This is a genomic window from Escherichia sp. HH41S (genome assembly GCF_009820115.1).
GTDB classification, from domain to species: Bacteria; Pseudomonadota; Gammaproteobacteria; order Enterobacterales; family Enterobacteriaceae; genus Escherichia; species Escherichia coli_F.
Map to the genome: position 1 here is coordinate 132,317 of NZ_VNXE01000003.1, position 26,446 is coordinate 158,762.

Sequence of the window (26,446 nt, forward strand, 5' to 3'; positions counted from 1 at the left end):
AAAGGAGGAACGTATGGCTAATCCAACCGTTATTAAGCTACAGGATGGCAATGTCATGCCCCAGTTGGGACTGGGCGTCTGGCAAGCAAGTAATGAGGAAGTAATCACCGCCATTCAAAAAGCGTTAGACGTGGGTTATCGCTCGATTGATACCGCCGCGGCCTATAAGAACGAAGAAGGTGTCGGCAAAGCCCTGAAAAATGCCTCAGTTAACAGAGAAGAACTGTTCATCACCACTAAACTGTGGAACGACGACCACAAGCGCCCCCGCGAAGCCCTGCTCGACAGCCTGAAAAAACTCCAGCTTGATTATGTCGACCTTTACTTAATGCACTGGCCCGTTCCTGCTATCGACCATTATGTCGAAGCATGGAAGGGCATGATCGAATTGCAAAAAGAGGGCTTAATCAAAAGCATCGGCGTGTGCAACTTCCAGATCCACCACCTGCAACGCCTGATTGATGAAACTGGCGTGACGCCGGTGATAAACCAGATTGAACTCCACCCGCTGATGCAGCAACGCCAGCTTCACGCCTGGAACGCGACACACAAAATCCAGACCGAATCCTGGAGCCCATTAGCGCAAGGTGGGAAAGGCGTTTTCGATCAGAAAGTCATTCGCGAGCTGGCAGATAAATACGGCAAAACCCCGGCGCAGATTGTTATCCGCTGGCATCTGGATAGCGGCCTGGTGGTGATCCCGAAATCGGTCACACCTTCACGTATTGCCGAAAACTTTGATGTCTGGGATTTCCGTCTCGACAAAGACGAGCTAGGTGAAATTGCCAAACTCGACCAGGGCAAACGCCTCGGCCCCGATCCTGACCAGTTCGGCGGCTAACGCGCAAATTCTCCCGGTGGCGGTAATGTTCCGCTACCGGACTTTTCAGAAATCATTTATTCCCCTCGCGTCACGCCCATTGTTACTCTTCCTTGTTCAGGAACGCCAAATATAAGGGCATCATCATGCAGAGCCGGAAGCTCTTAAAGGAACAACTCATTTACATCCGGGATGAACGCAACGGAGAGGTGAAAAACAGATGAAAATAATACTTCTGTTTTTAGCAGCCCTGGCAAGTTTTACCGTACACGCACAGCCTCCCTCACAGACCGTAGAACAAACAGTCCGGCAGATTTATCAGAACTATAAATCAGATGCCAGTACGCCTTATTTCGGTGAAACCGGAGAGCGAGCGATAACATCTTCGCGTATTCAACAGGCGCTTACCTTGAACGACAATCTTACGCTGCCGGGCAATATTGGCTGGCTGGATTATGATCCGGTTTGTGATTGTCAGGATTTTGGCGATCTGGTGTTAGAAAGCGTAGCGATAACCCAACCTGACGCCGATCATGCCGATGCCGTTGTGCGCTTTCGTATCTTTAAAGACGATAAAGAAAAGACCACGCAGACACTGAAAATGGTGGCGGAAAATGGTCGTTGGGTCATTGACGATATTGTCAGCAATCATGGCAGCGTCTTACAAGCAGTTAATAGCGAGAATGAAAAAACGCTGGCCGCTGTAGCTTCGTTGCAAAAAGAACAGCCGGAAGCCTTTGTTGCCGAACTCTTTGAACATATTGCTGATTATAGCTGGCCGTGGACGTGGGTGGTTTCCGACTCTTACCGCCAGGCGGTCAATGCCTTCTATAAAACCACCTTCAAGACTGCCAACAATCCCGATGAAGATATGCAAATAGAACGGCAATTTATTTACGACAATCCGATCTGTTTTGGCGAAGAGTCACTATTTTCACGCGTTGATGAAATCCGTGTCCTGGAGAAAACCGCCGATTCCGCCCGCATTCATGTTCGTTTTACGCTGACCAATGGCAACAACGAAGAGCAAGAATTGATTTTACAGCGGCGCGAAGGTAAGTGGGAAATCGCTGATTTTATCCGTCCAAACAGCGGCAGCCTACTTAAACAGATTGAGGTGAAAACCGCCGCCAGATTAAAGCAATGAGCTGAATAAAATAACAATTAGTCGGAACAATAAATAAAAGGGAATACTATATGAAAACGATTTTCACCGTGGGGGCTGTTGTTCTGGCAACCTGCTTGCTCAGCGGCTGCGTCAATGAGCAAAAGGTCAATCAGCTGGCGAGCAACGTACAGACGTTAAATGCCAAAATTGCCCGACTTGAGCAGGATATGAAAGCATTACGCCCGCAAATCTATGCGGCAAAATCCGAAGCTAACAGAGCCAATACGCGCCTTGACGCCCAGGACTATTTCGATTGCCTGCGCTGCTTACGTATGTATGCGGAATGACGGTTCTGGAATTCATAATGAACAAACTTATCTTATCCATTCCGCTGGCGCTGTGTCTTGTTGGCTGTACCAGCAATGCCAAAATTGAACACCTGGAACATGATATTCAGGCATTGAATAACAAAATTAATCAACTGCAACAGGATATTGAAGCCCTGCGTCCGGAAATTCAGCAAGTTAAAGACGAAACAGCAAGAGCGCATTACCGCTTAGACGTTCGTAACAGTCCTTATAAACCAAGGTTATAAATTTCCCGGCAGTATCATTGCTGCCGGGCACATTTCACTTAACGACCAACCGCCGCTTTAGGCCGTTTCTTTGCACCAGCATTCACCGGGCGAGATGGCGTAGACGACGCTTTTTTTGCCGTAGCAGGTGTCTGACGCTGGGTCGCCATCGGCGTATGTTTAGTCAACGCCGGACGGGTATTGCGGTTCTGGCGACGCGCTTCACGCATCTCTTCAATGGTTGGCGCAGGCACTAAACAATCACGACGGCTGCCAATCAGATGCTTTTTACCCATCGCTTCCAGCGCCTGGCGAATTAACGGCCAGTTTGCCGGATCGTGGTAACGCAACAACGCTTTATGCAAACGACGCTGTTTGTCGCCCTTCGGTACGAAGACGTCTTCACTCTTGTAACCAATCTTCGCCAGCGGGTTTTTCCCGGTGTAATACATGGTGGTGGAGTTAGCCAACGGCGACGGGTAGAAGTTCTGTACCTGGTCGAGACGGAAGCGATGCTTTTTCAGCCACAGCGCCAGATTCACCATATCTTCATCACGCGTACCGGGGTGCGCAGAGATGAAATACGGGATCAGATACTGCTCTTTCCCTGCCTGTTTCGAGTAGGTATCGAACAGCTCTTTAAAGCGGTCATAGCTGCCCATGCCCGGCTTCATCATCTTCGACAACGGCCCTTCTTCGGTATGTTCCGGGGCAATCTTCAGATAACCGCCAACGTGATGGGTCGCCAGCTCTTTGATATAGCGCGGATCTTCCACGGCGATGTCATAACGCACGCCGGAAGCGATGAGGATCTTTTTAATGCCTTTCAGATCACGCGCGCGGCGATAGAGGTTGATCGTCGGTTCGTGGTTAGTGTCCATATGAGGACAAATATCCGGGTAAACGCACGATAAACGGCGGCAAGTCTGCTCGGCGCGCGGCGATTTGCAGCGCAACATATACATGTTGGCAGTTGGCCCACCGAGATCGGAAATCACGCCCGTAAAGCCTGGCACGGTGTCGCGGATCGCTTCAATCTCGTTGATGATCGAATCTTCCGAACGGCTCTGAATAATGCGACCTTCATGCTCGGTAATAGAGCAGAAAGAGCAGCCGCCAAAGCAGCCGCGCATAATGTTGACAGAGAAACGGATCATTTCGTAAGCCGGAATTCGGGCATTACCGTAAGCCGGATGCGGCACGCGCTTGTACGGCAGCGCAAAGACGCTGTCCATCTCTTCGGTAGAAAGCGGGATGGCAGGCGGGTTGATCCATACATAGCGGTCGCCATGTTTTTGCATCAGCGCACGCGCGCAGCCTGGGTTGGTTTCATGGTGCAGAATACGCGAAGCATGAGCGTACAGCACTTTATCGCCCTTCACTTTCTCGAAAGAAGGCAGCAATACGTAAGTTTTTTCCCACGGTTTCGGGCGCGGTGGCTGCACGGTTACGGCTTTCGCTTCCTGCTTTTTCGGGGCCACCGGTTTGTTATCCGCGCACGGCAAATCTTCACCATACGGATGCGGGATCGGGTCGATTTTCCCAGGAGTATCAAGACGGGTGGAATCCACACCGCTCCAGCCTGGCAACGCCTCTTTTACGATAATCGCGGTATTACGCACATCGCGGATTTCACTAATCGGCTCACCCATCGCCAGACGATGCGCCACTTCCACCAGCGGACGCTCACCGTTACCGAACATCAGCATGTCGGCTTTGGAATCCACCAGCACGGAACGGCGCACGGTATCGGACCAGTAATCATAATGCGCGGTACGGCGCAGACTTGCCTCAATACCGCCGAGGATCACCGGTACATCTTTCCACGCCTCTTTACAACGCTGGGTATAAACCAGTGTGGCGCGATCCGGTCGCTTACCCGCGACGTTATCCGGCGTGTAGGCATCGTCATGACGTAAACGGCGATCGGCAGTATAGCGGTTGATCATCGAGTCCATGTTGCCAGCAGTAACACCGAAAAACAGATTCGGTTTACCCAGACGCATGAAATCGTCTTTGCTGCTCCAGTCTGGCTGGGCGATGATCCCGACGCGAAAGCCCTGCGCTTCAAGCATACGACCGCAAATCGCCATCCCGAAGCTGGGGTGATCGACATACGCGTCGCCAGTAACCAAAATGATGTCGCAGCTATCCCAGCCAAGTTGATCCATCTCTTCACGAGACATCGGCAAAAACGGTGCCGGTCCAAAACAGGCGGCCCAGTACTGCGGCCAGGAGAACAGGTCGCGATCCGGTTGGATCAGGGAGATAGAGCTCATTTTGCTTCCAGAAATGATAAAAAAATAATCAAAGGCCGGGGATTATAAGCCGGAACGAAAGAGAAATCGAAAAGTATTCCATACTCGCCCTCTCGGGCGAGTATGGCGATTACGGTACCGGATTGACCAACAATTGCCCAATCGAGCCACGGTCCGCCATTTCCAGCGTCTGACTGTTGAAGTAGAACGGGAAGTGCGCCCAGGAAGGCTGACCGAAATAAACAAGCAGCTCCACTTGTCCGTCAACCCAAACGGTATCTTTCCAGCCTCTGTCTTCCGGAAACGGCATCGCGCCATTCACGTTACGGATCTGGAACATCACGCCTTCAATATGGAACGCTTGCGGCTCGTCCGCGCGTACCGTCCAGCGTTCCCACGTTCCTTGCTGCGCGGTGACATCAATACGGTTGACGTCCCACAGCTGCCCATTGATACCCGGGTCATCACCCAGACTGATATCGCGACTGCGAATCGGCGAACCGGCCATAATTTCAGTTGGCAGCAGGCGCATCGGCAGGCTGTCAGTAACCAGCGGCAGTAGCCCGGTCGGGCGCAACGTGAGCACCAGCGTAGAAACCAGAATGCTGGATGGCTCAAAGAAGCCACGAATACGATCAACAATGCTCGCCGCTTCGCCACAGGTGATCGACACTTCATCACCGTTGCTCATATCCACCAGAATCTCGCGGCGCTCGCCTGGTGCCAGCGAAAGTTGCTTCACCGATACAGGAGCAGGCAAGAATCCCTGATCGCCAGAAATCACATGTAACGGGCGACCATCGCTCATCTGTAGTTGATAGCGACGAGAGTTCGACGCGTTCAACAGACGCAAGCGCACCCAGCCACGCGAGACTTCAACGTACGGGCTTTGTACACCGTTGACCAGCAGCGTATCTCCAACAAAGCCGCCGCTTCCCGGTTCGTTGTATTCTGGCGTACCAAAGTTATCCAGCCGTTTATCCTGGATAATGACCGGAAAATCATCCACACCATAATGGTTGGGGATAGGCAGCGACTTGCTGACTTCATCTTCCACCAGCCACATTCCGGCAAGGCCATTATAGACCTGCTGAGCCGTGCGATTGGGGGTATTAGCGTGATACCACAATGTCGCTGCGTTCTGGCGAATGGGTAATACGGGTGCCCAGTCAGCGTTTGGCGACATCATCCGTGCCGGACCGCCCATCAGCGGGCCAGGCACCTGTAAACCAGACACCGTCATTGAGACATTTTCTGTCAGGCGGTTACTGTAGATCAGCTTAACATCATCGCCCTTCCAGACGCGGATAGTCGGCCCCAGGTAACGACCATTGATTCCCCAGACCGATGCGCGCGTTCCTGGCGTAAATGACCAGTGCGCACGTTGTACAGTCATAAACAGCGGTTGCCCACGGCGAGATTCAAGCAGCGGCGGAACGGGTAGCGGTTGCTGTTGCCCGGCTGCGCTGGCCTTCAGGGGAACAGCGCCTGCACAAAGTGCAATCCCCGATGCCTGAATGAACTGACGCCGACTGAGTGACATATTTGCTCCATGTAAAACTGGCTAAAGTAATACCGTGCAGGAAAGTGTTCCCGCAAAAATACAGATTGCCGACTTAAACTCTTCCGGCGGCTTCGCGTTCTGCGACTTCTTTATCGAGCTCAGCGATTTTTTGTTCCATTATCGAACGACAATAGGCAGCCAACTCGCGAACCTGGTCTTTACCATACTGACTCACGTCAATTGGCGGCAGCATTTCGACAATAACCAAGCCGTTGTGCAGTCGATTAAGATTAATCTTATTCGAAGTTGTAGAGACGCACACGGGAATAATCGGGACGCCTGCCGCAATTGCCGCGTGAAATGCTCCGGTCTTGAACGGCAGCAGGCCGCGACCACGGCTGCGGGTACCTTCCGGGAACATCCAGATGGAAATACGGCGTTTTTTGAAGTGATTCACTACTTCTGCAATGGTGCCGTGAGCTTTAGTGCGGTTATTTCTGTCGATCAATAAGTTGCCGGTTAGCCAGTACAACTGACCAAAGAAGGGGATCCACAGCAAACTCTTTTTACCTACCGTCACCGTCGGCGGTTGCACGATGTTCGATGCTGTCACCATGTCATAGTTGTTCTGGTGGTTAGCAATATAAATAGCATTGCCGTAGCTTTCAGCATCTGCAGGTTTGCGACACTCAACTTTCAGGCCGAACAGCGGCGCAAGACGACCAAACATATGCCCAAAGGTGGCTACATGTTTCGGGTTACGCGGGCTGAAAAGGCAGTAAATGGAGCCGAATACACAGACTAAGATGCTGTAAATCACGGTAATAATAAGACGAAAGATATATAGCATAACACCCTCTGAAGGTCTGAGAGACTGGCATTGTACGTCACCTGAAATCAGGTTAGGGCATTGTTAAAAGCCGCTCTCTGGAAAAGCGTATTGTTAATCGCAACGCATGAATAAACAACGGTTTCAAGGGAATTTTTATCGTTTCCGGGGGTTGAATACGCTGCCGGATGACGACTTAACGTTTCATCCGGCGTTCCTTGCAAGCGGGAGGAAACAGCGCCCTCCCCGGCATATTACTCTTCGCTATCACCGCTGCTGGCACGGCGAGGAGAGTCGATCTCAACACGATCGATACGCTGCAAACCGCGCATCAACGTACCGCGGCGTCCACGTTCGCCAGTGACTTTCTGTAGCTCTTCCGGACGCAGTTTAATTTTGCGTTTCCCAACATGAATGGTCAGCGTGCTTTGCGGCGGCAGAACGTACAGTTGCGCCAGACCATCCTCGCCACGCGCGGCTTCTGCCGACGGAATGTTGATAATCTTGTTGCCTTTGCCCTTCGACAGCTGCGGCAGATCGCTTACCGGGAACATCAACATACGGCCTGCCTGAGTGATTGCCAGCAGCATATCGGAAGCATCTTCAATCACCACCGGCGGCATAACATGGGCATTTTCCGGTAAGGTGATCAAAGCCTTACCTGCACGGTTACGCGCTACCAGATCGTTAAAGGTACAGACGAAACCGTAACCCGCATCGGAAGCCATCAGCAGTTTCTGATCGTCGCTTTCCATCAGCATATGGTCAACGGTCGCCCCAGGCGGCAACGTTAATTTGCCGGTGAGCGGCTCGCCCTGACCACGTGCCGACGGCAGCGTAATCGGGTCGATAGCATAGCTACGACCGGTGGAGTCAACAAACACTACCGGTTGGTTGCTCTTACCTTTCACCGCTGCTTTGAAACTATCACCCGCTTTATAATTCAGGCCCGGCGCGTCGATGTCATGGCCTTTAGCGCTGCGTACCCAGCCCATCTGCGACAGCACAATGGTGACAGGTTCAGACGGCAACATGTCGTGCTCGCTCATCGCTTTCGCTTCTTCGCGTTCCTGCAACGGCGAACGACGATCGTCACCATAGGCTTGCGCGTCTGCCTGCAGTTCTTTCTTCAGCAGGTTATTCATTTTACGCTCGGACGCCAGAATGCCTTGCAACTGGTCGCGCTCTTTTTCCAGCTCACTCTGCTCACCGCGAATCTTCATCTCTTCCAGTTTGGCGAGATGACGCAGTTTCAGTTCGAGGATCGCTTCCGCCTGGGTTTCCGTAAGGCCAAACCGCGACATCAGCGCCGGTTTCGGTTCATCTTCATTGCGAATGATCTCAATCACTTCGTCGATATTGAGAAACGCCACCAGCAAACCTTCCAGAATATGCAGGCGCTTGAGGACTTTCTCCAGACGATAGTTCAGACGGCGGCGCACGGTATCACGGCGGAACACCAGCCATTCGGAAAGGATTTCCAGCAGGTTTTTCACCGCCGGACGCCCATCCAGACCGATCATATTGAGGTTAATACGATAGCTCTTTTCCAGATCGGTGGTGGCGAAAAGGTGATTCATCACCTGATCCATATCCACGCGGTTGGAACGCGGCACAATCACCAGACGGGTCGGGTTCTCGTGGTCAGACTCATCGCGCAGATCGTCAACCATCGGCAGCTTTTTGTTGCGCATTTGCGCAGCAATTTGCTCCAGTACGCGCGCACCAGAAACCTGATGCGGCAATGCGCTGATAACCACCGCACCGTCTTCTTTCTTCCACACCGCGCGCATACGCACAGAACCGCGACCATTTTCGTAGATTTTACGGATCTCGGCACGCGAGGTGATGATTTCCGCTTCGGTCGGATAATCCGGCCCCTGCACGATATCCAGCAGCTGGTCGAGCGTGGTTTTCGGCTGGTCGATTAACGCGATTGCTGCCTGAGCCACTTCACGCAGGTTATGCGGTGGAATATCGGTCGCCATGCCGACGGCAATACCGGTGGTGCCGTTAAGCAAAATGTTTGGCAGACGGGCAGGCAGCATTTTCGGCTCCTGCAAAGTGCCGTCGAAGTTTGGCACCCAGTCAGCCGTCCCCTGCCCCAGCTCGCTCAATAGCAGCTCGGAATATTTCGACAACCGGGATTCGGTGTAACGCATTGCTGCGAACGATTTCGGATCGTCCGGCGCGCCCCAGTTCCCCTGACCATCAACCAGCGGATAACGGTAAGAGAACGGCTGTGCCATCAGGACCATCGCTTCATAACAAGCGCTATCGCCGTGCGGATGGTATTTACCCAGTACGTCACCGACGGTACGGGCCGATTTTTTAAATTTGGCGCTGGCATTTAGTCCCAGTTCAGACATCGCATACACAATGCGGCGCTGAACAGGTTTCAGACCATCACCAATAAACGGCAACGCACGGTCCATGATTACGTACATGGAGTAATTTAAGTAGGCGTTTTCCGTAAATTCATGTAGCGCAAGGCGCTCTGCCATATCGCTCATTAATTCTGATTCCTCAACTTATTCGCCAGCCTTCAAAGGGGCAATATTGCCGGAGATACTACATTATCTGCCGCGTCGAGTCACAGGAGATCAGCGTGAATAGCGCCGCCGGACGTGCTCCGACGGCGATAAAGGCACCAATGTGCCTTGATATACAACTCTTTGCTATAGACATAATCCTGAGGATTATGCAGCGGAAAACCGCCAATGGCGGTTTCTGTGTGGAAGGACAAAATCCTGTGCCGTCAGAGTCTGAGCGGACAACATTACGCCTGTGGCATCGTTAACTTAAACTGATAGCGAGTGATTTGGCTCACACTCCGGTAAAGATTCTTCATCACGCCAACGGCACATAAACATCCGTTTCCAGTCGCTGCTCTGTTACCCCTTCGGCAAGATTGGTGTAGTGAAACAGAATCGGTGCTTTACGCATTTTCTCGCCGCTTGCAGGCAGCCAGTGGCGAATGATGCCCCATACCGTATGTGAAATATCGTCCAGCTCGCCAACGTGGCGGGCCACGGCATAACGTCCACCGGTAAGTTCACCATTACTCACGCCATAACGATTATCGGGAATCGGTTCGTTAACGCTGCCGCAGATATCAAAGCGAAACGCTTCCGGTACGGTGGTGGCAGGGTCATCCCAGGCGACACCAAAAGTCTGGCTTTGGTTAACAGGAGAAAGCCCCGTTTCTTTACGCCACATGATAAATTTCGCCACGCTGTAGTTGAGCAATTCAGGGCTACAGCGATGTGGCAACATCGCCACAGGGATTGATGGGAAATCGATAATATTTACATCCAGTGTCAGGTTTTTCATTTTGCCTCCCTGCGAAATTATTCCCGGGAACGTGTCCCGGGAGCGCTAACAATTACGGATTTACTTTGCGGATCTGTTTGACGTCAATTTCAACAGAGTTCCAGTCTTTATCGACTTCACCCTGAATCTCAACGGTATCTTTCGGGGTCACCGTCACGCCGTTCCAGCGTTTGTGGTCGATATCAACATTGATAGTACCGCTGGCATCTTTGAACACGTAGAGATCGTCAGAGATACGTTCAACGATATTGCCGCGCAGGGTGACCCAAGTGTCATCACGCAGGGATTTTGCGCTTTCTACGGTCGTTACGCTGCCATTCGGCCCCTGGAATCCTCCGGCCTGACTTTGTGTTGCCGATGGACCAGAAAAACCGCCCTGCTCTGCTGCCATCACCGGTGCACTGCACAGGGCCATTACTGCGATTACTGCTGCGAATTTTTTCATGTTTATTACTCCCTTTAATGTCTGTTTTCGAGCATTTAACAAGATAGTCCTTAACAACTTCTTAAGGGAAAAAAATAAAATTTAGTGCTGTACAGAGCGCGTTACAACACGGTTTACTGGCAGCAAATATGGTTATCGCAGGGATGAAAAAATGCGAATTTTACTGATAGAAGATGACATGCTGATTGGCGACGGCATCAAAACGGGCCTTAGTAAAATGGGTTTTAGCGTCGACTGGTTTACACAAGGTCGTCAGGGAAAAGAGGCGCTATATAGCGCACCTTATGATGCGGTGATCCTGGATTTAACCTTACCGGGCATGGATGGTCGCGATATTTTGCGCGAATGGCGAGAAAAAGGTCAGCGTGAGCCGGTATTAATCCTGACTGCGCGCGATGCGCTGGCGGAACGTGTAGAAGGGCTGCGTCTGGGAGCTGACGATTATCTGTGTAAACCTTTTGCGTTGATAGAAGTCGCCGCCAGGCTGGAAGCTCTGATGCGCCGAACCAACGGCCAGGCCAGCAACGAGCTGCGCCACGGCAACGTCATGCTCGACCCCGGCAAACGTATCGCCACGCTGGCTGGCGAACCCTTAACGCTGAAACCAAAAGAATTTGCCCTGCTGGAATTACTGATGCGTAACGCTGGTCGGGTACTGCCGCGCAAACTGATTGAAGAGAAACTGTATACCTGGGACGAAGAGGTCACCAGTAATGCCGTTGAAGTGCATGTACATCATCTGCGACGCAAACTCGGCAGTGATTTTATTCGTACCGTTCATGGTATTGGCTACACATTAGGTGAGAAATGAAATTTACCCAACGTCTTAGTCTGCGAGTCAGGCTGACGCTAATCTTTTTAATTCTGGCCTCGGTGACCTGGCTGCTTTCCAGCTTTGTCGCCTGGAAACAAACAACGGATAACGTCGATGAGTTGTTCGACACCCAACTGATGCTGTTTGCCAAACGGTTAAGTACGCTCGATCTCAACGAAATCAACGCGGCGGATCGCATGGCACAGACGCCAAATAAATTAAAACACGGTCATGTTGATGACGATGCGCTGACCTTTGCCATCTTTACCCACGACGGCAGAATGGTCCTTAACGATGGCGATAACGGAGAAGATATTCCCTATAGCTATCAACGGGAAGGTTTTGCTGACGGGCAACTGGTGGGCGATAAAGATCCCTGGCGTTTTGTCTGGATGACCTCACCAGATGGCAAATATCGCATCGTTGTTGGTCAGGAATGGGAATACCGTGAAGACATGGCGCTGGCGATTGTTGCCGGGCAATTGATCCCGTGGCTGGTCGCACTGCCGATTATGTTAATCATCATGATGGTACTACTGGGTCGTGAACTCGCGCCGCTGAACAAACTGGCGCTGGCACTACGTATGCGTGACCCTGACTCGGAAAAACCACTAAACGCGACGGGCGTACCCAGCGAAGTGCGTCCACTGGTTGAGTCGCTAAATCAACTGTTCGCCCGCACACATGCGATGATGGTTCGTGAACGACGCTTTACCTCCGACGCAGCGCATGAACTACGAAGCCCGTTAACGGCGCTGAAAGTGCAAACCGAAGTTGCGCAGCTCTCTGACGATGATCCGCAGGCGCGGAAAAAAGCGCTGCTCCAATTACATTCCGGGATCGATCGTGCTACTCGTCTGGTTGATCAACTGCTCACGCTATCGCGGCTGGACTCACTGGATAACCTTCAGGACGTCGCGGAGATCCCGCTTGAAGATCTCCTGCAATCGTCGGTGATGGATATTTACCACACGGCGCAGCAGGCGAAAATTGACGTGCGACTGACACTCAATGCCCACGGCATCAAACGCACCGGACAACCGCTATTGCTAAGTTTGTTGGTGCGAAATTTGTTGGATAACGCCGTGCGCTACAGTCCACAAGGTAGCGTGGTGGACGTCACGCTGAATGCCGATAATTTCATCGTGAGGGATAACGGCCCCGGTGTGACACCAGAGGCACTGGCGAGAATTGGCGAACGCTTCTATCGCCCACCCGGACAAACCGCTACCGGCAGTGGACTTGGGCTTTCAATTGTCCAGCGAATCGCCAAGCTGCATGGCATGAATGTTGAGTTTGGGAATGCGGAACAAGGTGGATTTGAGGCGAAAGTAAGCTGGTAACTTCTCTGTCTATGAGAGCCGTTAAAACGACTCTCATAGATTTTATTAATAGCAAAATATAAACCGTCCCCAAAAAAGCCACCAACCACAAACCAAACAAATAACGAGCGAGATTACATATAACCAAAACTCAAACATTTCTCGCACAAAGAGTTTTCTTAAGATAATAATAATAAGTGGCGTCAGAAGAAAAAATGCTGCAATCATTGTTTGCAATATACGATCTTCGCCTGAAACGGAAGGTATACTGCAAATATTGTCTCCCGACTCAAGCATCCAGTCATACTTATTGAATGCAAAAAAAGCATCTATTAACCAATAAGTAAGCATTATATATAACAGAGCTTCAAATATTGTTTGAATTTTATGCTTTAACATATGTTAGCACGCTCATAAAAATCCATTTATAATTATCAACGTGACGCGTTGATATTTTCATTTATTCAACGCCATATTTTCAATCCCCAAAAAAACCGAACCAAACCTGTAAATTAATCCGGTGCGAGTAGGAATTATGAGGATTGGCTATCAGTATTGTCATTTTCAGAAAATATTTATCCTGCATCGGTGAATCAGAGCAAGATCAGACTTTTGCTAAATTCGCAAAAGACTTTGCACATTTTGCTAATTTCACCGTACCGCTCTGTGACGTACTATAGTCGGCAAACGTCTCACCTTGAGGATAAAAAATGAGCAACATCCTGATTATCAACGGCGCGAAAAAGTTCGCCCACTCCAATGGTCAACTGAACGACACCCTGACCGAAGTCGCGGATGGCACGCTGCGCGACCTCGGGCATGATGTCCGTATTGTTCGCGCCGAGAGCGACTACGATGTCAAAGCCGAAGTACAAAACTTTCTCTGGGCTGATGTGGTGATCTGGCAGATGCCTGGCTGGTGGATGGGCGCGCCGTGGACAGTGAAAAAATATATTGATGATGTATTCACCGAAGGTCACGGGACTCTGTATGCCAGCGATGGTCGTACCCGCAAAGATCCATCAAAAAAATACGGTTCCGGCGGCCTGGTACAGGGCAAAAAATATATGCTTTCACTGACCTGGAACGCACCAATGGAAGCCTTCACCGAAAAAGATCAGTTCTTCCACGGCGTTGGTGTTGACGGTGTGTACCTGCCGTTCCATAAAGCAAACCAATTCCTTGGCATGGAACCGCTGCCGACATTTATCGCTAATGACGTGATAAAAATGCCTGATGTTCCCCGCTATACTGAAGAATATCGCAAGCATCTTGTGGAAATTTTTGGTTAACTAGAGCTCTGGCTTTAGAAGGAGTTAACCATGATTACAGTAATCGCAGAAATCCGTACTCGTCCTGGTCAACATCACCGTCAGGCAGTGTTGGATCAGTTTGCTAAAATCGTTCCAACCGTACTGAAAGAAGAAGGTTGCCACGGCTATGCGCCAATGGTGGATTGTGCTGCTGGCGTGAGTTTCCAGTCTATGGCACCGGATTCTATCGTGATGATTGAGCAGTGGGAAAGCATCGCGCACCTTGAAGCGCACCTGCAAACCCCGCACATGAAAGCATATAGCGAAGCCGTAAAAGGCGACGTGCTGGAGATGAATATTCGTATTCTGCAACCGGGGATTTAACATTCCTGAAAAGAGGCCGGTGCTGCTACCGGTCTCAGCCCAGATTAGCCATTCTTTCTTCCCGTTTTCAGTCCTCGATGGAAATCGTTAATTCGCTTAATGGTTTTAACCGCACGCTGCGGCACTGCGGAAGCTACCGACCAGACAATCATTTCCAGACACAACAATACCGTACCATGTAGCGGCGTTTTCCCTTTTTCATCCCCGCGCGGAACATGAATCACGATACTGGCGTCTTTGCTAAAACGTGAATCCAGCGCGTTTGTCAGCAAAATAACAGGGATCCCCAGCCGCCTCGCCTCACGAAGCGTTGTCACCCCTTCCCGGTGCGCAGATTTTTGCGCCATCATGATCAGAACATCGCCACGTTGAAGCGCGATCAGTTGCTCGGCAAGGCCAATACCCGTACGGTTTAGTGCCGTGGCAGGCAAACCTATGCGGTTGAATAGTCGTGCGGTATAGTCCGCCAGAATACCCGAAGCGCCAATGCCAAAAATTGCGACTTGCCGTGCCTGCACCAACAACGCTACAGCTTGCGCAAGCGCGTGGCGGTTTTCAGGCTCTGACAGGACATTACAGGTATACAAATGCCCTTCAAGAACAAAGTCGATTGCGGTGTTAACATCGCTCGTCAAGTTACTCACCGTCGTAGACATCTTTTCGCTGGAACTAAGGGCTGGACCAAGCCACTGTTCCAGAGTGCGTTTCAGATCACGCAGCCCGGCAAACCCCAGGGCCTGTATAGCCCTGATAACTGTGGCATCGGAAGTGTTCAACGTGGCCGCAATTTCCATCGCCGTTTGCTCGAGTACCACTTCACGATGCTCATTAATGTAGCTGGCGACAGCTCTTAACCCAGGCGTTAACTGACTCGCGCGAGTGCGAAAACGCTCACCAAAAATATCAACCCGCGCTTTATCTTTCTGGATCATTTAGCCTCCGGTAGAGGTCGCCCTGCAATTTGTGATTGTATCTGCGCAGCCATCAGCCCCAGAGATGCAAAGGAGTTAGAAATTGCCTCTTCACGAGAAATCAGCACATAACGCCCGGAACGACAGGCAGTCAGAAACTGACACCATCCCGGCATGACTTTTTCCATTGCTGCCAGCTCATCCTGAGGTTTACCACCGGTGTCACCGCGCCAGGTTGCAAAAACAAAATCGGCATCCAGTTCAGGTAAACGCTCCGCGCTCACATCCATTCGCCCACCTTCAGGAATGCTCTCAATCAGCGGCGGAAAACGAAAACCAGCATCGCGTAATACCCGCCCCAGCGAATGATAGCTATGCATCACATTAATTTTTCCCTGGTTTGCCTGAATCACCGATACCGTTATTTTTTGGCTGTCCAGCGTCGCCTTCAGCGCATTGATTTGTGCCTGATAGCGGCGTTCAAGTATCGCCAGCTGCGACTGCGTTCCTGTAAGTTCTGCCAGCTTGCGATAGATTTCTGGCGCGCCCCCTTTGAGATGATCAATGCTCACCGTGGGCGCAATTTTTTCAAGTTGTTCAATGGGCGTATTACGGGTCGGTTCTGTGATGATCAGGTCAGGCTTTGCCGCCACAATCGCTTCAATATCAATATCAGCGGTACCAATAAAGGCGATCGATGAATTATCAAAGTCGACACCTGTCAATAACGCGCCAGATCGAATGAAATGGCTACCGTCAGGCCGAGTTCGCCCGTGGCTGGCGACAGGAGGTACACCGAGCTCAATCAGAGGAATAGTGATATCAAGATCGTGTAAAGAGACAATTCTCTTTGGATGAGCAGGAACAGTGACTTTGCGCCCTAAATCATCAGTAAATACCTGAACAGGTTCTGTTGCACGGGAAAAAAATGACAACAGTATCAGCAGAGAAAAAAATAAACGCATATAACTCCCGTTAAAAACTGTTCCTGCGCTGCCAGAGCAGTAGCAAAAAAAATGGTCCACCAATCAGTGAGATAATGATTCCGGCAGGCAGTTGCAAAGGCAAAAAAGCCAAACGACCAATGCTATCCGCCAGAATAACTAACAACGCCCCCGATACCGCGCTCCCCAGCAGTAATGTCGTCTGCCCGCCACGTAGAATAAAACGTGATATATGGGGTGCTATCAATCCGACAAAACCTATGTTACCAACACACGAAACGCAGACGGCTGTCAGGATTATGGGTGCGGCGACACGTAACAACGCCAGGCGAGAACTATTCACGCCTAACCCGGTTGCCACCTGATGACCAAGCAGAGCGATATCCGCCGTCCTGGCGGTGAACAGCAATAAAAGAGCGGCTGGCAACATCCAACAGGCTGAAATACCGACTAACATCCAGTTAGCTGCATGCAGGCTTCCCGATAACCACATCAATGCAGTTTGTACATCTCGAACATCTGCAGTGGTCATAAATACACCGATACCGGCGGCGAAAAACCAGGAAACACCAATACCAATCAGAACAAATCGCGGGCGGGAAATATCGCGCGCACAAAAAATCACGATTAAAGCCACCAACAGGCCGCCAGCAAGACCAGCCACTGGACGCCAGAACATTCCCAGCATTGGAAACTGGAAAATCAGCCACAGCACAGCCACGCTACATCCTTCTTTGACGCCGATTAAACCAGGATCGGCAAGGCCGTTACGTGCAATGGATTGCATTGCGGCCCCTGCCATACCTAACATGGCCCCGCATAGCAATGCCATGATGACTCTCGGCAAGCGAATATCCTGCACAATATAACGTGCGTCTGTGCTTACGTTTTCTGGAGCAAACAACGCTCGTCCTACTTCCGATGCCGGAACAGAGAAAGAACCCTGCATCAGACCGAATATCAGTATTCCAACCGCAAGCAGGAACAGCCCACCAAGCAACAGCAGATTTTTAGGGCGTACCAGTGTCGAAAACTTACCAACACGTAGTGGGCGTAGCCCGACGTTCATTATCCGACTCATTTGAACATCCTCGTCGCCATAATGACAAAAACAGGCGCACCAACTAACGCCGTCATGACACCGGTCGCTAACTCATGGGGCGTGAAAAGCGTACGGGCAATAATATCTGCCAGTAATAACAAAAGTGCGCCGACACAAGCTGAAAGAGGGAGCAGAACGCGCAGATCCGCTGATACCAGACGCCGGACAATCTGCGGTACTAGCAGGCCGACAAAACCAATGGGGCCAGCAATCGATACGGCTGCGCCACAGAGCAACGCGATCGCAAGCAGGGTGAATGTTCGCGTGCGGAATACAGAGACGCCCAGCCCCTGCGCCATGCGATCGCCCAGTGCCAACATGTTAAGGGAGGGTGCAAGGTAAAGGGCTAACACAAATCCCCCCAGAGAAAACCAGGCGGACGTACCCAGCGTCGCCCAATCCTGCCCCGCTAAATCACCTGCTAGCCATGTCCGCATCGCCAGCAGTGTTTGTTCGTCAAGAATCAGGATTGCAGCCGTTATTGAGGACACGAACGCCGATAGCGCCACGCCGCATAAAGTAACTTTCATTGGCGTTAACCCTGAACGCCCTGCGGAGGAAAGCAGCAATATCAACAGGAACAATAACGCGCCCCCCGTAGATGCCAGCAGTGGGCGTCCAATCGGAAAGGCCAGTCCAAGCGCACTGGCGGCAACGACAGCAAGAGCGGCTCCGGCATTTAAGCCTAAAATATGTGGCTCCCCCAATGGGTTACGAATGACAGCCTGCAACAAAGCACCAGCAACACCAAGAGAAGCACCGGTAAGCAATGCTGCCGCTAAACGCGGCAAACGGAGTCTTACAATTACGTTGTGATCGAAGTTTTGCGGATCAAAATGAAGAAATGCCTGCAACACCGTTTGTGGTGCAATAAATCGGGCACCAATCCCTGGATATACCACACATCCCACCAGCAGTAAGGCGAGGAAAATTACAGTAACCAGCCCTGTGCGCATCATACTTTTTCTACACCACGAAACGGCATGAAGAACGGCTTTCCCGTCAGAGGATTTATTGATGCGTGAACATCAACGTCAAAGACCGCTTTTACCAGCTCAGGCGTGCAATGCTCCCCCTCATTCAACACACGCACCACTTTCCCCTGGCGTAAAAATATCAACGTATCGCCATAATTGACGGCAAAATTCAGATCATGCAACACCACGACGACTGTACGCCCGTGATGACGCGTTAAATCATGTAATAACTCAAGAATTTCAACCTGATAACGTAAATCAAGCCATGTTGTGGGTTCATCCAGCAGGATATAAGGCGTCTTTTGCGCCAACACCATCGCAATCCAGCAACGCTGGCGCTGCCCACCAGAGAGTTTTTCAACAGGTAAATGTGCAAACTCCTGCGTACCCGTTAATTTCAGGGCCTCTTCTACCGCCAGCTCATCGGCATCGCTCCATTGACGAATGAAATTCTGCCAGGGAAAACGCCCACGCGACACCAGTTCATAAACGGTTAAGCCCTCCGGCAATAATGGCGACTGCGGCAAGATCCCAAGTCTACGGGATAACGCTTTCGTTGGTTGCTCGTGAATCGCGTTGCCATCAAGCAATATCGAACCGCCCATGGGTTGCAAGATACGAGCAATGGTGCTGAGCAGCGTCGACTTTCCACAGCCGTTTGCCCCAACCAGAACGGTCATTTTTTCTGTGGGAACGGAGAAAGAAACACCATCAACAATGATTTTCTTGTGATACCCGGCAGAAACATTGTCGAGGATCAGCCCCTGCCCTTTTGCGTTATGTGCCACGTGTACGCCAACTTAATCAAAGACAAACAAAAATAAAACTCATTCTCCTTTGAGAGTTTGACGCCACAAAATGTAGTAGTCAAGCAGTTAAAAGCCACACAAAAACAAGGTAAATAACAGGTAAAATATTTTTGCACATACAAATAAAAACATTAAATATCAATAAATTAAAAACAATTAAATTGTATAAACCTTTCATAAAAACACATGTAGCAATTTTTTGTTATTTCTCATTTACTACTACATTACCGCGTGATTGAATGATTCTCAATTACATATCCGATGGCGAAATAACAAACGGATAGTGCTTAGTGAGCAATAAGAAACAATTTTCACTCGCGACAATCCGCGAGTTTTTGGGATAACAGACTAAATGGCTATGTTCACACCTTCATTCTCAGGACTCAAAGGTCGAGCGCTCTTTTCACTGCTCTTTGCAGCACCGATGATTCATGCAACCGACACTGTAACGACCAAAGATGGCGAAACAATCACTGTTACAGCGGATGCAAATACCGCAACTGAGGCGACCGATGGTTATCAACCTCTGAGCACCTCCACGGCGACATTAACCGATATGCCGATGCTGGATATCCCGCAGGTGGTCAATACGGTTAGCGATCAAGTTCTGGAAAATCAGAATGCGACGACGCTGGATGAGGCACTTTATAACGTCAGTAACGTGGTACAGACCAATACATTAGGCGGGACTCAGGATGCTTTTGTACGTCGTGGGTTTGGTGCTAACCGGGATGGCTCCATCATGACCAACGGCCTGCGAACTGTACTTCCTCGCAGTTTCAACGCCGCCACAGAACGTGTGGAAGTGCTAAAAGGTCCGGCCTCCACGCTGTATGGCATTCTCGATCCTGGCGGACTGATTAACGTCGTGACAAAGCGCCCGGAAAAAACATTCCATGGTACTGTCTCAGCCACTTCCTCCAGTTTTGGCGGAGGCACTGGGCAATTGGATATCACAGGTCCTATTGAAGGCACTCAACTGGCGTATCGCCTTATTGGGGAAGTGCAGGATGAAGATTACTGGCGAAACTTCGGTAAAGAGCGCAGTACATTTATTGCTCCATCACTCACCTGGTTTGGTGATAATGCAACAGTAACCATGCTCTATTCTCATCGGGATTATAAAACGCCGTTCGATCGTGGAACGATTTTCGACCTTACGACGAAACAGCCCGTAAACGTTGATCGAAAAATACGTTTTGACGAACCGTTTAATATTACAGATGGTCAGTCCGATCTGGCGCAACTCAACGCAGAATATCATCTCAATAGCCAGTGGACAGCGCGCTTTGATTACAGCTACAGCCAGGATAAATACAGCGATAATCAAGCTCGCGTTACCGCGTATGATGCCACAACAGGAACGTTGACACGGCGTGTTGATGCAACTCAGGGATCTACCCAGCGTATGCATTCTACTCGTGCGGATCTGCAAGGGAATGTTGATGTTGCTGGATTCTATAATGAGATTCTGGGTGGGGTGTCATATGAATATTATGATCTTCTGCGCACAGATATGATTCGCTGTAAAAAAGCTAAAGATTTCAATATCTACAACCCCGTTTATGGTATTACCAGCAAATGCACAACGGTTTCGGCGTCGGACAGTGATCAGACGATCAAACAGGAGAGCTACTCAGCGTATGCACAGGACGCACTCTATCTGACCGATAACTGGATTGCCGTCGCCGGGCTCCGCTATCAGTATTACACGCAGTATGCGGGTAAAGGCCGTCCTTTTAATGTCAATACTGACAGCCGCGATGAACAATGGACTCCCAAACTGGGATTGGTCTACAAACTGACGCCATCGGTATCCTTATTTGCCAATTATTCGCAAACATTTATGCCGCAATCGTCAATTGCCAGCTACATTGGCGATCTGCCACCAGAATCATCTAATGCTTACGAAGTCGGGGCAAAATTCGAGCTATTCGATGGTATCACCGCAGATATTGCGCTGTTTGATATCCATAAACGTAATGTGTTGTATACCGAAAGTGTTGGTGATGAAACCATTGCCAAAACGGCAGGCCGTGTTCGTTCAAGAGGGGTAGAAGTCGACCTTGCGGGAGCATTAACTGAAAACATTAATATCATTGCCAGCTACGGCTATACCGATGCTAAGGTTCTGGAGGATCCTGATTATGCAGGGAAACCATTGCCGAATGTTCCTCGTCATACCGGTTCGCTATTCCTGACCTATGATATTCATAACATGCCAGGCAATAATACGCTGACATTTGGCGGTGGTGGACATGGTGTAAGCCGTCGTTCGGCAACCAATGGGGCTGACTATTATCTGCCAGGCTATTTTGTTGCCGATGCCTTCGCCGCATACAAAATGAAATTGCAGTATCCGGTCACACTGCAATTAAACGTCAAAAACCTGTTTGATAAAACGTATTACACCTCTTCCATCGCCACAAATAATCTTGGCAACCAGATTGGCGATCCTCGTGAAGTGCAATTCACGGTGAAAATGGAATTTTGATCAAAAAAGCCCGGTATACACTTGTATACCGGGCTATGTTTTATTCTTCTGGCGGGAGGATTATCAGACCTCAATCTCCGCCATGTCGCCTTTCTCTTGCAACCAATTACGGCGATCTTCCGAGCGTTTCTTCGCCAGCAGCATATCCATCATCGCGTCAGTACGCTGATCGTCTTCATCATCGATAGTCAACTGCACCAGACGGCGAGTGTTCGGATCAAGCGTGGTTTCGCGCAATTGCATCGGGTTCATTTCCCCCAGACCTTTAAAACGCTGAACGTTCGGCTTGCCTTTCTTGCGTTTTAATTGCTCGAGCACGCCCTCTTTCTCTTCTTCTGTCAGCGCGTAGTAAACCTCTTTGCCAAGGTCAATACGGTAGAGCGGTGGCAGAGCAACGTAAACGTGACCGTGTTTCACCAACGCGCGGAAGTGTTTTACAAACAAAGCGCAAAGCAGCGTGGCAATGTGCAGACCATCGGAGTCAGCATCCGCCAGGATACAGATCTTGCCATAACGCAGTTGGCTAAGATCGTCGCTGTCAGGATCGATACCGATCGCTACCGAAATATCGTGCACTTCCTGCGAAGCAAGCACTTCATCAGAAGAGACTTCCCAGGTGTTAAGGATCTTACCTTTCAGCGGCATGATCGCCTGATATTCACGATCGCGCGCCTGCTTGGCAGATCCGCCTGCGGAATCACCTTCCACGAGAAACAGTTCGGTACGGTTAAGATCCTGCGCGGTACAGTCAGCCAGTTTGCCAGGCAGCGCCGGGCCGCTGGTCAACTTTTTACGCACCACTTTCTTGGCCGCACGCATACGGCGCTGGGCGCTGGAAATCGCCATCTCCGCCAGCAGTTCAGCCGCCTGAACGTTCTGGTTCAGCCACAAGGTGAAGGCATCTTTCACCACGCCAGAAACGAATGCCGCGCACTGACGCGAAGAGAGACGCTCTTTGGTTTGCCCGGCAAACTGCGGATCCTGCATTTTTACTGACAGCACATAGGCGCAGCGATCCCAGATATCTTCCGCTGATAGCTTCACGCCGCGCGGCAGAATGTTGCGGTATTCACAGAACTCGCGCATTGCGTCCAGCAGGCCCTGACGCAAACCGTTAACGTGCGTACCGCCCTGCATCGTAGGGATCAGGTTGACGTAGCTTTCGGTCAGCAGTTCTCCACCTTCCGGCAGCCACAGTAGCGCCCAGTCCACCGCTTCAGTATCGCCAGAAAAATTGCCGATAAACGGTTTTTCCGGCAGCGTCGGTAAACCGTTTACCGCTTCCGCCAGGTAATCGTTCAGACCGTCCTGATAGCACCAGCGTTGTTCGGTGTTGTTGATCTCATCTTTAAAAGTGATCTCAACGCCCGGGCACAGTACCGCTTTGGCTTTCAGCACATGCGTCAGGCGTGAAACAGAGAAGCGCGGGCTGTCAAAGAAGGCTTCATCCGGCCAGAAGTGCACGCTGGTACCAGTATTGCGTTTACCGCAAGTACCGACAACCTGTAAATCCTGCACCTTTTCGCCATTTTCAAAGGCGATGTTATAGATCTGACCATCGCGGCGTACGTTAACTTCTACGCGCTTCGACAGGGCATTAACCACCGAAATCCCCACGCCATGCAGGCCGCCAGAGAACTGGTAGTTTTTGTTAGAAAATTTACCACCCGCGTGCAAACGGCAAAGAATCAGTTCGACCGCCGGAACGCCTTCTTCAGGGTGAATATCCACCGGCATCCCGCGACCATCATCAATCACTTCTAACGACTGGTCAGCATGTAAAATAACGTCCACGCGTTTTGCGTGACCCGCCAGTGCTTCATCGACACTGTTATCAATGACTTCTTGCCCCAAATGGTTAGGGCGCGTGGTATCGGTATACATCCCCGGGCGGCGGCGAACCGGCTCAAGCCCGGTGAGTACCTCAATGGCATCAGCGTTATAAGTTTGCGTCATGGTTTAAGTTAGCAATTCGAGTTGATCGTCAGAGATGGTGCAGACCAAGAAAATCGACGATCGGGTTGAAATAATCTTCGAAGCCTGTGAATGCGTGGTTGCCGCCTTCTATAACAGTCTGGCGGCAGGAAGCGTAGTACGCCACCGCCTGGCGGTAATCCAGCACTTCATCTCCCGTCTGTTGCAGCAGCCAAATCAAATCCGGCGCTTCCAGCGGGTCAATCTGCATGACTTTGAGATCGTAAATATGGCGTGACTCTAGCACATATTGCTGCCCGGTGTAGGGGTTCTCGTTCTGACCAAGATAGTCCGTCAGCAGTTCAAACGGGCGCACCGCTGGGTTTACCACCACGGCGGGCAGCATAAAACATTGCGACAACCAGGTGGCGTAATATCCCCCCAGTGATGAACCGACGATCCCCAGCGAATCGCCGCCATGTTCCAGGACAATGGATTCCAGCAGTTCTGCCGCATCGGAAGGGTACGGCGGTAACTGCGGAATGATCATCTCAACGTCAGGGTGATGTTCCGCCAGCCAGTTTTTCAACAAGCTCGCTTTCGCAGAACGCGGCGAACTATTGAAACCGTGTAAATAAAGAAGCGTAGACATCAGTAGCCTTCTGAAGCGGTATCAGGTTGGAAACGTGTGTCCGCCAGGCGGTGCACCTCGGTGGTCAGCGTACCATCAGCATGTAACTCGAGCGTACGCCAGCCAGGCGCGATGGTGTCCAGCGTAAAGTTGGAACAATGCGGCTTAAACTGTACACAGGTCGATGGCGTTGCCAGCAGGCGGCGACCATTCCAGTCGAGATCCAGCTCCTGATGGATATGTCCACACAGCAAGTATTTAACGTTCGGAAACTTCGCCAGCACGTTATCCAGTTCGCCCGCGTTACGCAGACTGTGTTGGTCAAGCCAGCTACAGCCCGCAGGCAACGGATGATGGTGCAGCAGCAGCAACGTATGGCGTTCTGGCGCATCAGCCAGTTTACGTTCCAGCCACTCAAGCTGAAACTCGCTCAGCTCACCGTGCGGCACGCCAAACACCTGGCTATCCAGCAACAGGATTTGCCATTGCTCACCAATAAACACCCGCTTCGCCGGGGAGATCCCCGCATCCTGTAGCGCGCTGTACATCGCAGGCTGAAAATCGTGGTTGCCCGGCAGCCAGACGCAGGGCGCACGAAAACTTGCGATGCCTTCAGCGAAATGCTGATAGGCCGCAGAGGATTGATCCTGCGCTAAATCACCGGTCGCGACAATCAGGTCGAATTCGTGCTGGTGTGGACGAATCGCCTCCAGCACCGCCTGGTAGCTTTCCCAGGTATTTACCCCCAACAGGGCTTCGTGCTTTTGCGCAAACAGGTGAGTGTCGGTAATTTGTAAAATCCTGACTCTGGCCTCACCAGCCAGAGGAAGGGTTAACAGGCTTTCCAAATGGTGTCCTTAGGTTTCACGACGCTAATAAACCGGAATCGCCATCGCTCCATGTGCTAAACAGTATCGCAACCAGTCCGCTAAAAACTGGTTAATTTGATGCTTTTCGTCGCGTTGATGCAACTTTTTATTAGGATAATCATACCGCGCTTTGAAGCGAAAAATCTGCTGACTTGAACACACTTCAGCCACCATCGCGTCATGATACAGACGCACCGTCATTGACGGAAGGCTCCAGTAACTGATCGCGGGCGCAGTCTGTTCGATTGTCACCAGGGTAGTGTATCGGGTCGATTCCACAATCGTTAGCCGATATTGTGCGTTTGCCACCTGATAGCTTACAGTTTCGCCGGGTGCGTCATTGCGCGGTAACAAACGCCGCAATTGTGAAAAGTTCATCTCGCACAGGCGCATCATTTCAGGAAAGTCAGGTGTGTAACGCTTCATTTATGCCCACTCATTTTTTAACGCTTGATGATGCAGCTGCAGCCATTGCAAAGCGATGACCGACGCTGCGTTGTCGATTTTCCCCTCTTCTACCCATTGGTATGCCTGTTCCCGGCTTACCACATGAACGCGAATATCTTCGTTTTCATCAGCCAGACCGTGAATACCGCTTGCGGTCGTGGCGTCCACTTCGCCCACCATAATTGACGAACGCTCACTGGTGCCCCCAGGGCTTGCCAGGAAACTTAACACCGGTTTGGTCCGTTTGACTATCAGTCCCGCCTCTTCAATCGCTTCGCGACGGGCGACATCTTCCACACTTTCACCCTCTTCAATCATCCCGGCCACCATCTCCAGTAGCCAGGGGGTTTCGCTGGTGTCATACGCGGCAATCCGAATCTGCTCAATCAGCACAACTTCATCGCGCACTGGGTCAAAGGGTAGCAAGACTGCGGCGTGACCGCGCTCAAAAATTTCCCGCCGTACCTCACGACTCATTTGCCCGTTGAATAGACGATGACGAAATCTATAAAGATCTAATGAAAAAAAGCCGCGATAAAGTGTTTCTCGTGCAATAATTTCAACATCGTTTTTGCCAAAAGTAACGGGCAGGTTGTCTGGCTTAAGCATTGTTAATGTCCTGGCACTAATAGTGAATTAAATGTGAATTTCAGCGACGTTTGACTGCCGTTTGAGCAGTCATGTGTTAAATTGAGGCACATTAA

The 26,446-nt window shown here is 50.8% G+C and carries 26 protein-coding genes and 1 pseudogene; 9 read left to right on the forward strand and 18 right to left on the reverse strand.

Going from position 1 to position 26,446, the window contains the following annotated elements:
- Positions 1-13: 13 nt before the first annotated feature.
- The 4 genes from dkgA to FQZ95_RS00690 all read left to right on the forward strand — a co-directional run bounded on the left by dkgA (position 14) and on the right by FQZ95_RS00690 (position 2,523).
- Positions 14-841 (forward strand): 2,5-didehydrogluconate reductase DkgA, encoded by an 828-nt coding sequence (gene dkgA / locus FQZ95_RS00675; protein ID WP_160529766.1) that lies wholly within the window; start codon positions 14-16, stop codon positions 839-841.
- Between the two features lie 199 nt (positions 842-1,040).
- Positions 1,041-1,967 carry a YbjP/YqhG family protein gene (locus FQZ95_RS00680; RefSeq protein ID WP_160529767.1) on the forward strand — a complete coding sequence of 309 codons (927 nt, stop codon included), beginning with the start codon at positions 1,041-1,043 and terminating at the stop codon, positions 1,965-1,967.
- A 50-nt stretch (positions 1,968-2,017) separates the two neighbouring features.
- Positions 2,018-2,275 carry a lipoprotein YqhH gene (yqhH, locus tag FQZ95_RS00685; RefSeq protein WP_000848528.1) on the forward strand — a complete coding sequence of 86 codons (258 nt, stop codon included), beginning with the start codon at positions 2,018-2,020 and terminating at the stop codon, positions 2,273-2,275.
- A 17-nt stretch (positions 2,276-2,292) separates the two neighbouring features.
- Positions 2,293-2,523, forward strand: a complete 231-nt coding sequence (locus tag FQZ95_RS00690; protein ID WP_160529768.1) for an LPP leucine zipper domain-containing protein — start codon at positions 2,293-2,295, stop codon at positions 2,521-2,523.
- 38 nt (positions 2,524-2,561) lie between these two features.
- On the opposite strand, the gene FQZ95_RS00695 is transcribed toward FQZ95_RS00690, so the two are convergent.
- The 7 genes and pseudogenes from FQZ95_RS00695 to ygiW form a co-directional block, all read right to left on the reverse strand.
- Complete coding sequence (locus tag FQZ95_RS00695; RefSeq protein ID WP_000095184.1) at positions 2,562-4,781, reverse strand: YgiQ family radical SAM protein; 2,220 nt, start codon at positions 4,779-4,781, stop codon at positions 2,562-2,564.
- Positions 4,782-4,890: 109 nt separating this feature from the next.
- Positions 4,891-6,303 (reverse strand): cell division protein FtsP, encoded by a 1,413-nt coding sequence (ftsP, locus tag FQZ95_RS00700; protein WP_000059405.1) that lies wholly within the window; start codon positions 6,301-6,303, stop codon positions 4,891-4,893.
- Between the two features lie 73 nt (positions 6,304-6,376).
- A complete protein-coding gene (gene plsC / locus FQZ95_RS00705) occupies positions 6,377-7,114 on the reverse strand; it encodes a 1-acylglycerol-3-phosphate O-acyltransferase (RefSeq protein WP_160529769.1) in 738 nt (245 codons plus the stop codon).
- 233 nt (positions 7,115-7,347) lie between these two features.
- A complete protein-coding gene (gene parC / locus FQZ95_RS00710) occupies positions 7,348-9,606 on the reverse strand; it encodes a DNA topoisomerase IV subunit A (RefSeq protein WP_001281881.1) in 2,259 nt (752 codons plus the stop codon).
- Positions 9,607-9,746: 140 nt separating this feature from the next.
- Positions 9,747-9,815, reverse strand: a pseudogene (locus tag FQZ95_RS26900) (hypothetical protein); the annotation flags it as partial.
- A gap of 128 nt (positions 9,816-9,943) precedes the next feature.
- The gene (locus FQZ95_RS00715) at positions 9,944-10,426 is read right to left on the reverse strand and encodes an AraC family transcriptional regulator (RefSeq protein ID WP_000793821.1); all 483 of its coding nucleotides are present in this window, start codon (positions 10,424-10,426) and stop codon (positions 9,944-9,946) included.
- 52 nt (positions 10,427-10,478) lie between these two features.
- Positions 10,479-10,871 carry an OB fold stress tolerance protein YgiW gene (gene ygiW / locus FQZ95_RS00720; protein ID WP_000712658.1) on the reverse strand — a complete coding sequence of 131 codons (393 nt, stop codon included), beginning with the start codon at positions 10,869-10,871 and terminating at the stop codon, positions 10,479-10,481.
- A gap of 151 nt (positions 10,872-11,022) precedes the next feature.
- Between ygiW and qseB the strand changes: the two genes are divergently transcribed.
- Together qseB and qseC are read left to right on the forward strand one after the other, a co-directional pair.
- Positions 11,023-11,682, forward strand: coding sequence for a quorum sensing response regulator transcription factor QseB (gene qseB / locus FQZ95_RS00725; protein WP_001221493.1), 660 nt, complete (start codon positions 11,023-11,025; stop codon positions 11,680-11,682).
- Positions 11,679-13,028, forward strand: a complete 1,350-nt coding sequence (gene qseC / locus FQZ95_RS00730; protein WP_000673345.1) for a quorum sensing histidine kinase QseC — start codon at positions 11,679-11,681, stop codon at positions 13,026-13,028. The genes qseB and qseC overlap by 4 nt, the downstream gene beginning before the upstream one ends.
- Positions 13,029-13,073: 45 nt before the next feature.
- Here the strand turns inward: qseC and FQZ95_RS00735 are convergent, their stop codons facing one another.
- Positions 13,074-13,406, reverse strand: coding sequence for a DUF2645 family protein (locus tag FQZ95_RS00735; protein ID WP_000912121.1), 333 nt, complete (start codon positions 13,404-13,406; stop codon positions 13,074-13,076).
- 311 nt (positions 13,407-13,717) lie between these two features.
- Here FQZ95_RS00735 and mdaB point away from each other — a divergent pair, with 311 nt between their 5' ends.
- Together mdaB and FQZ95_RS00745 are read left to right on the forward strand one after the other, a co-directional pair.
- On the forward strand, positions 13,718-14,299 hold the full coding sequence (gene mdaB / locus FQZ95_RS00740; protein ID WP_000065441.1) for an NADPH:quinone oxidoreductase MdaB: 582 nt from the start codon (positions 13,718-13,720) through the stop codon (positions 14,297-14,299).
- A 30-nt stretch (positions 14,300-14,329) separates the two neighbouring features.
- On the forward strand, positions 14,330-14,644 hold the full coding sequence (locus FQZ95_RS00745; protein ID WP_000633737.1) for a putative quinol monooxygenase: 315 nt from the start codon (positions 14,330-14,332) through the stop codon (positions 14,642-14,644).
- Between the two features lie 44 nt (positions 14,645-14,688).
- Here the strand turns inward: FQZ95_RS00745 and FQZ95_RS00750 are convergent, their stop codons facing one another.
- From FQZ95_RS00750 to FQZ95_RS00770, 5 genes are read right to left on the reverse strand one after another with little or no spacing between them, the layout of a single operon-like run.
- The gene (locus FQZ95_RS00750) at positions 14,689-15,576 is read right to left on the reverse strand and encodes a MurR/RpiR family transcriptional regulator (RefSeq protein ID WP_032185141.1); all 888 of its coding nucleotides are present in this window, start codon (positions 15,574-15,576) and stop codon (positions 14,689-14,691) included.
- Positions 15,573-16,520 (reverse strand): iron-siderophore ABC transporter substrate-binding protein, encoded by a 948-nt coding sequence (locus FQZ95_RS00755; RefSeq protein ID WP_001296418.1) that lies wholly within the window; start codon positions 16,518-16,520, stop codon positions 15,573-15,575. The genes FQZ95_RS00750 and FQZ95_RS00755 overlap by 4 nt, the downstream gene beginning before the upstream one ends.
- A 10-nt stretch (positions 16,521-16,530) precedes the next feature.
- Positions 16,531-17,568, reverse strand: a complete 1,038-nt coding sequence (locus tag FQZ95_RS00760) for a FecCD family ABC transporter permease (protein ID WP_001298372.1) — start codon at positions 17,566-17,568, stop codon at positions 16,531-16,533.
- A gap of 8 nt (positions 17,569-17,576) precedes the next feature.
- Positions 17,577-18,560, reverse strand: coding sequence for a FecCD family ABC transporter permease (locus tag FQZ95_RS00765; protein WP_088541759.1), 984 nt, complete (start codon positions 18,558-18,560; stop codon positions 17,577-17,579).
- A complete protein-coding gene (locus FQZ95_RS00770) occupies positions 18,557-19,366 on the reverse strand; it encodes an ABC transporter ATP-binding protein (RefSeq protein WP_088541760.1) in 810 nt (269 codons plus the stop codon). The genes FQZ95_RS00765 and FQZ95_RS00770 overlap by 4 nt, the downstream gene beginning before the upstream one ends.
- Before the next feature lie 373 nt (positions 19,367-19,739).
- Between FQZ95_RS00770 and FQZ95_RS00775 the strand changes: the two genes are divergently transcribed.
- Entirely contained in the window at positions 19,740-21,881 is a 2,142-nt protein-coding gene (locus FQZ95_RS00775) for a TonB-dependent siderophore receptor (protein ID WP_160529770.1), read from the forward strand.
- 63 nt (positions 21,882-21,944) lie between these two features.
- Here FQZ95_RS00775 and parE read toward each other — a convergent pair whose 3' ends face one another.
- From parE to nudF, 5 genes are read right to left on the reverse strand one after another with little or no spacing between them, the layout of a single operon-like run.
- Complete coding sequence (gene parE / locus FQZ95_RS00780) at positions 21,945-23,837, reverse strand: DNA topoisomerase IV subunit B (RefSeq protein ID WP_032185145.1); 1,893 nt, start codon at positions 23,835-23,837, stop codon at positions 21,945-21,947.
- A gap of 28 nt (positions 23,838-23,865) precedes the next feature.
- Complete coding sequence (gene yqiA / locus FQZ95_RS00785) at positions 23,866-24,447, reverse strand: esterase YqiA (protein WP_000105733.1); 582 nt, start codon at positions 24,445-24,447, stop codon at positions 23,866-23,868.
- Complete coding sequence (gene cpdA / locus FQZ95_RS00790) at positions 24,447-25,274, reverse strand: 3',5'-cyclic-AMP phosphodiesterase (RefSeq protein WP_000444741.1); 828 nt, start codon at positions 25,272-25,274, stop codon at positions 24,447-24,449. Before cpdA ends, yqiA begins: the two co-directional genes overlap by 1 nt.
- A 24-nt stretch (positions 25,275-25,298) precedes the next feature.
- The gene (locus tag FQZ95_RS00795) at positions 25,299-25,721 is read right to left on the reverse strand and encodes a DUF1249 family protein (protein ID WP_000833393.1); all 423 of its coding nucleotides are present in this window, start codon (positions 25,719-25,721) and stop codon (positions 25,299-25,301) included.
- A complete protein-coding gene (nudF, locus tag FQZ95_RS00800; RefSeq protein WP_000917127.1) occupies positions 25,722-26,351 on the reverse strand; it encodes an ADP-ribose diphosphatase in 630 nt (209 codons plus the stop codon).
- Positions 26,352-26,446 lie beyond the last annotated feature (95 nt).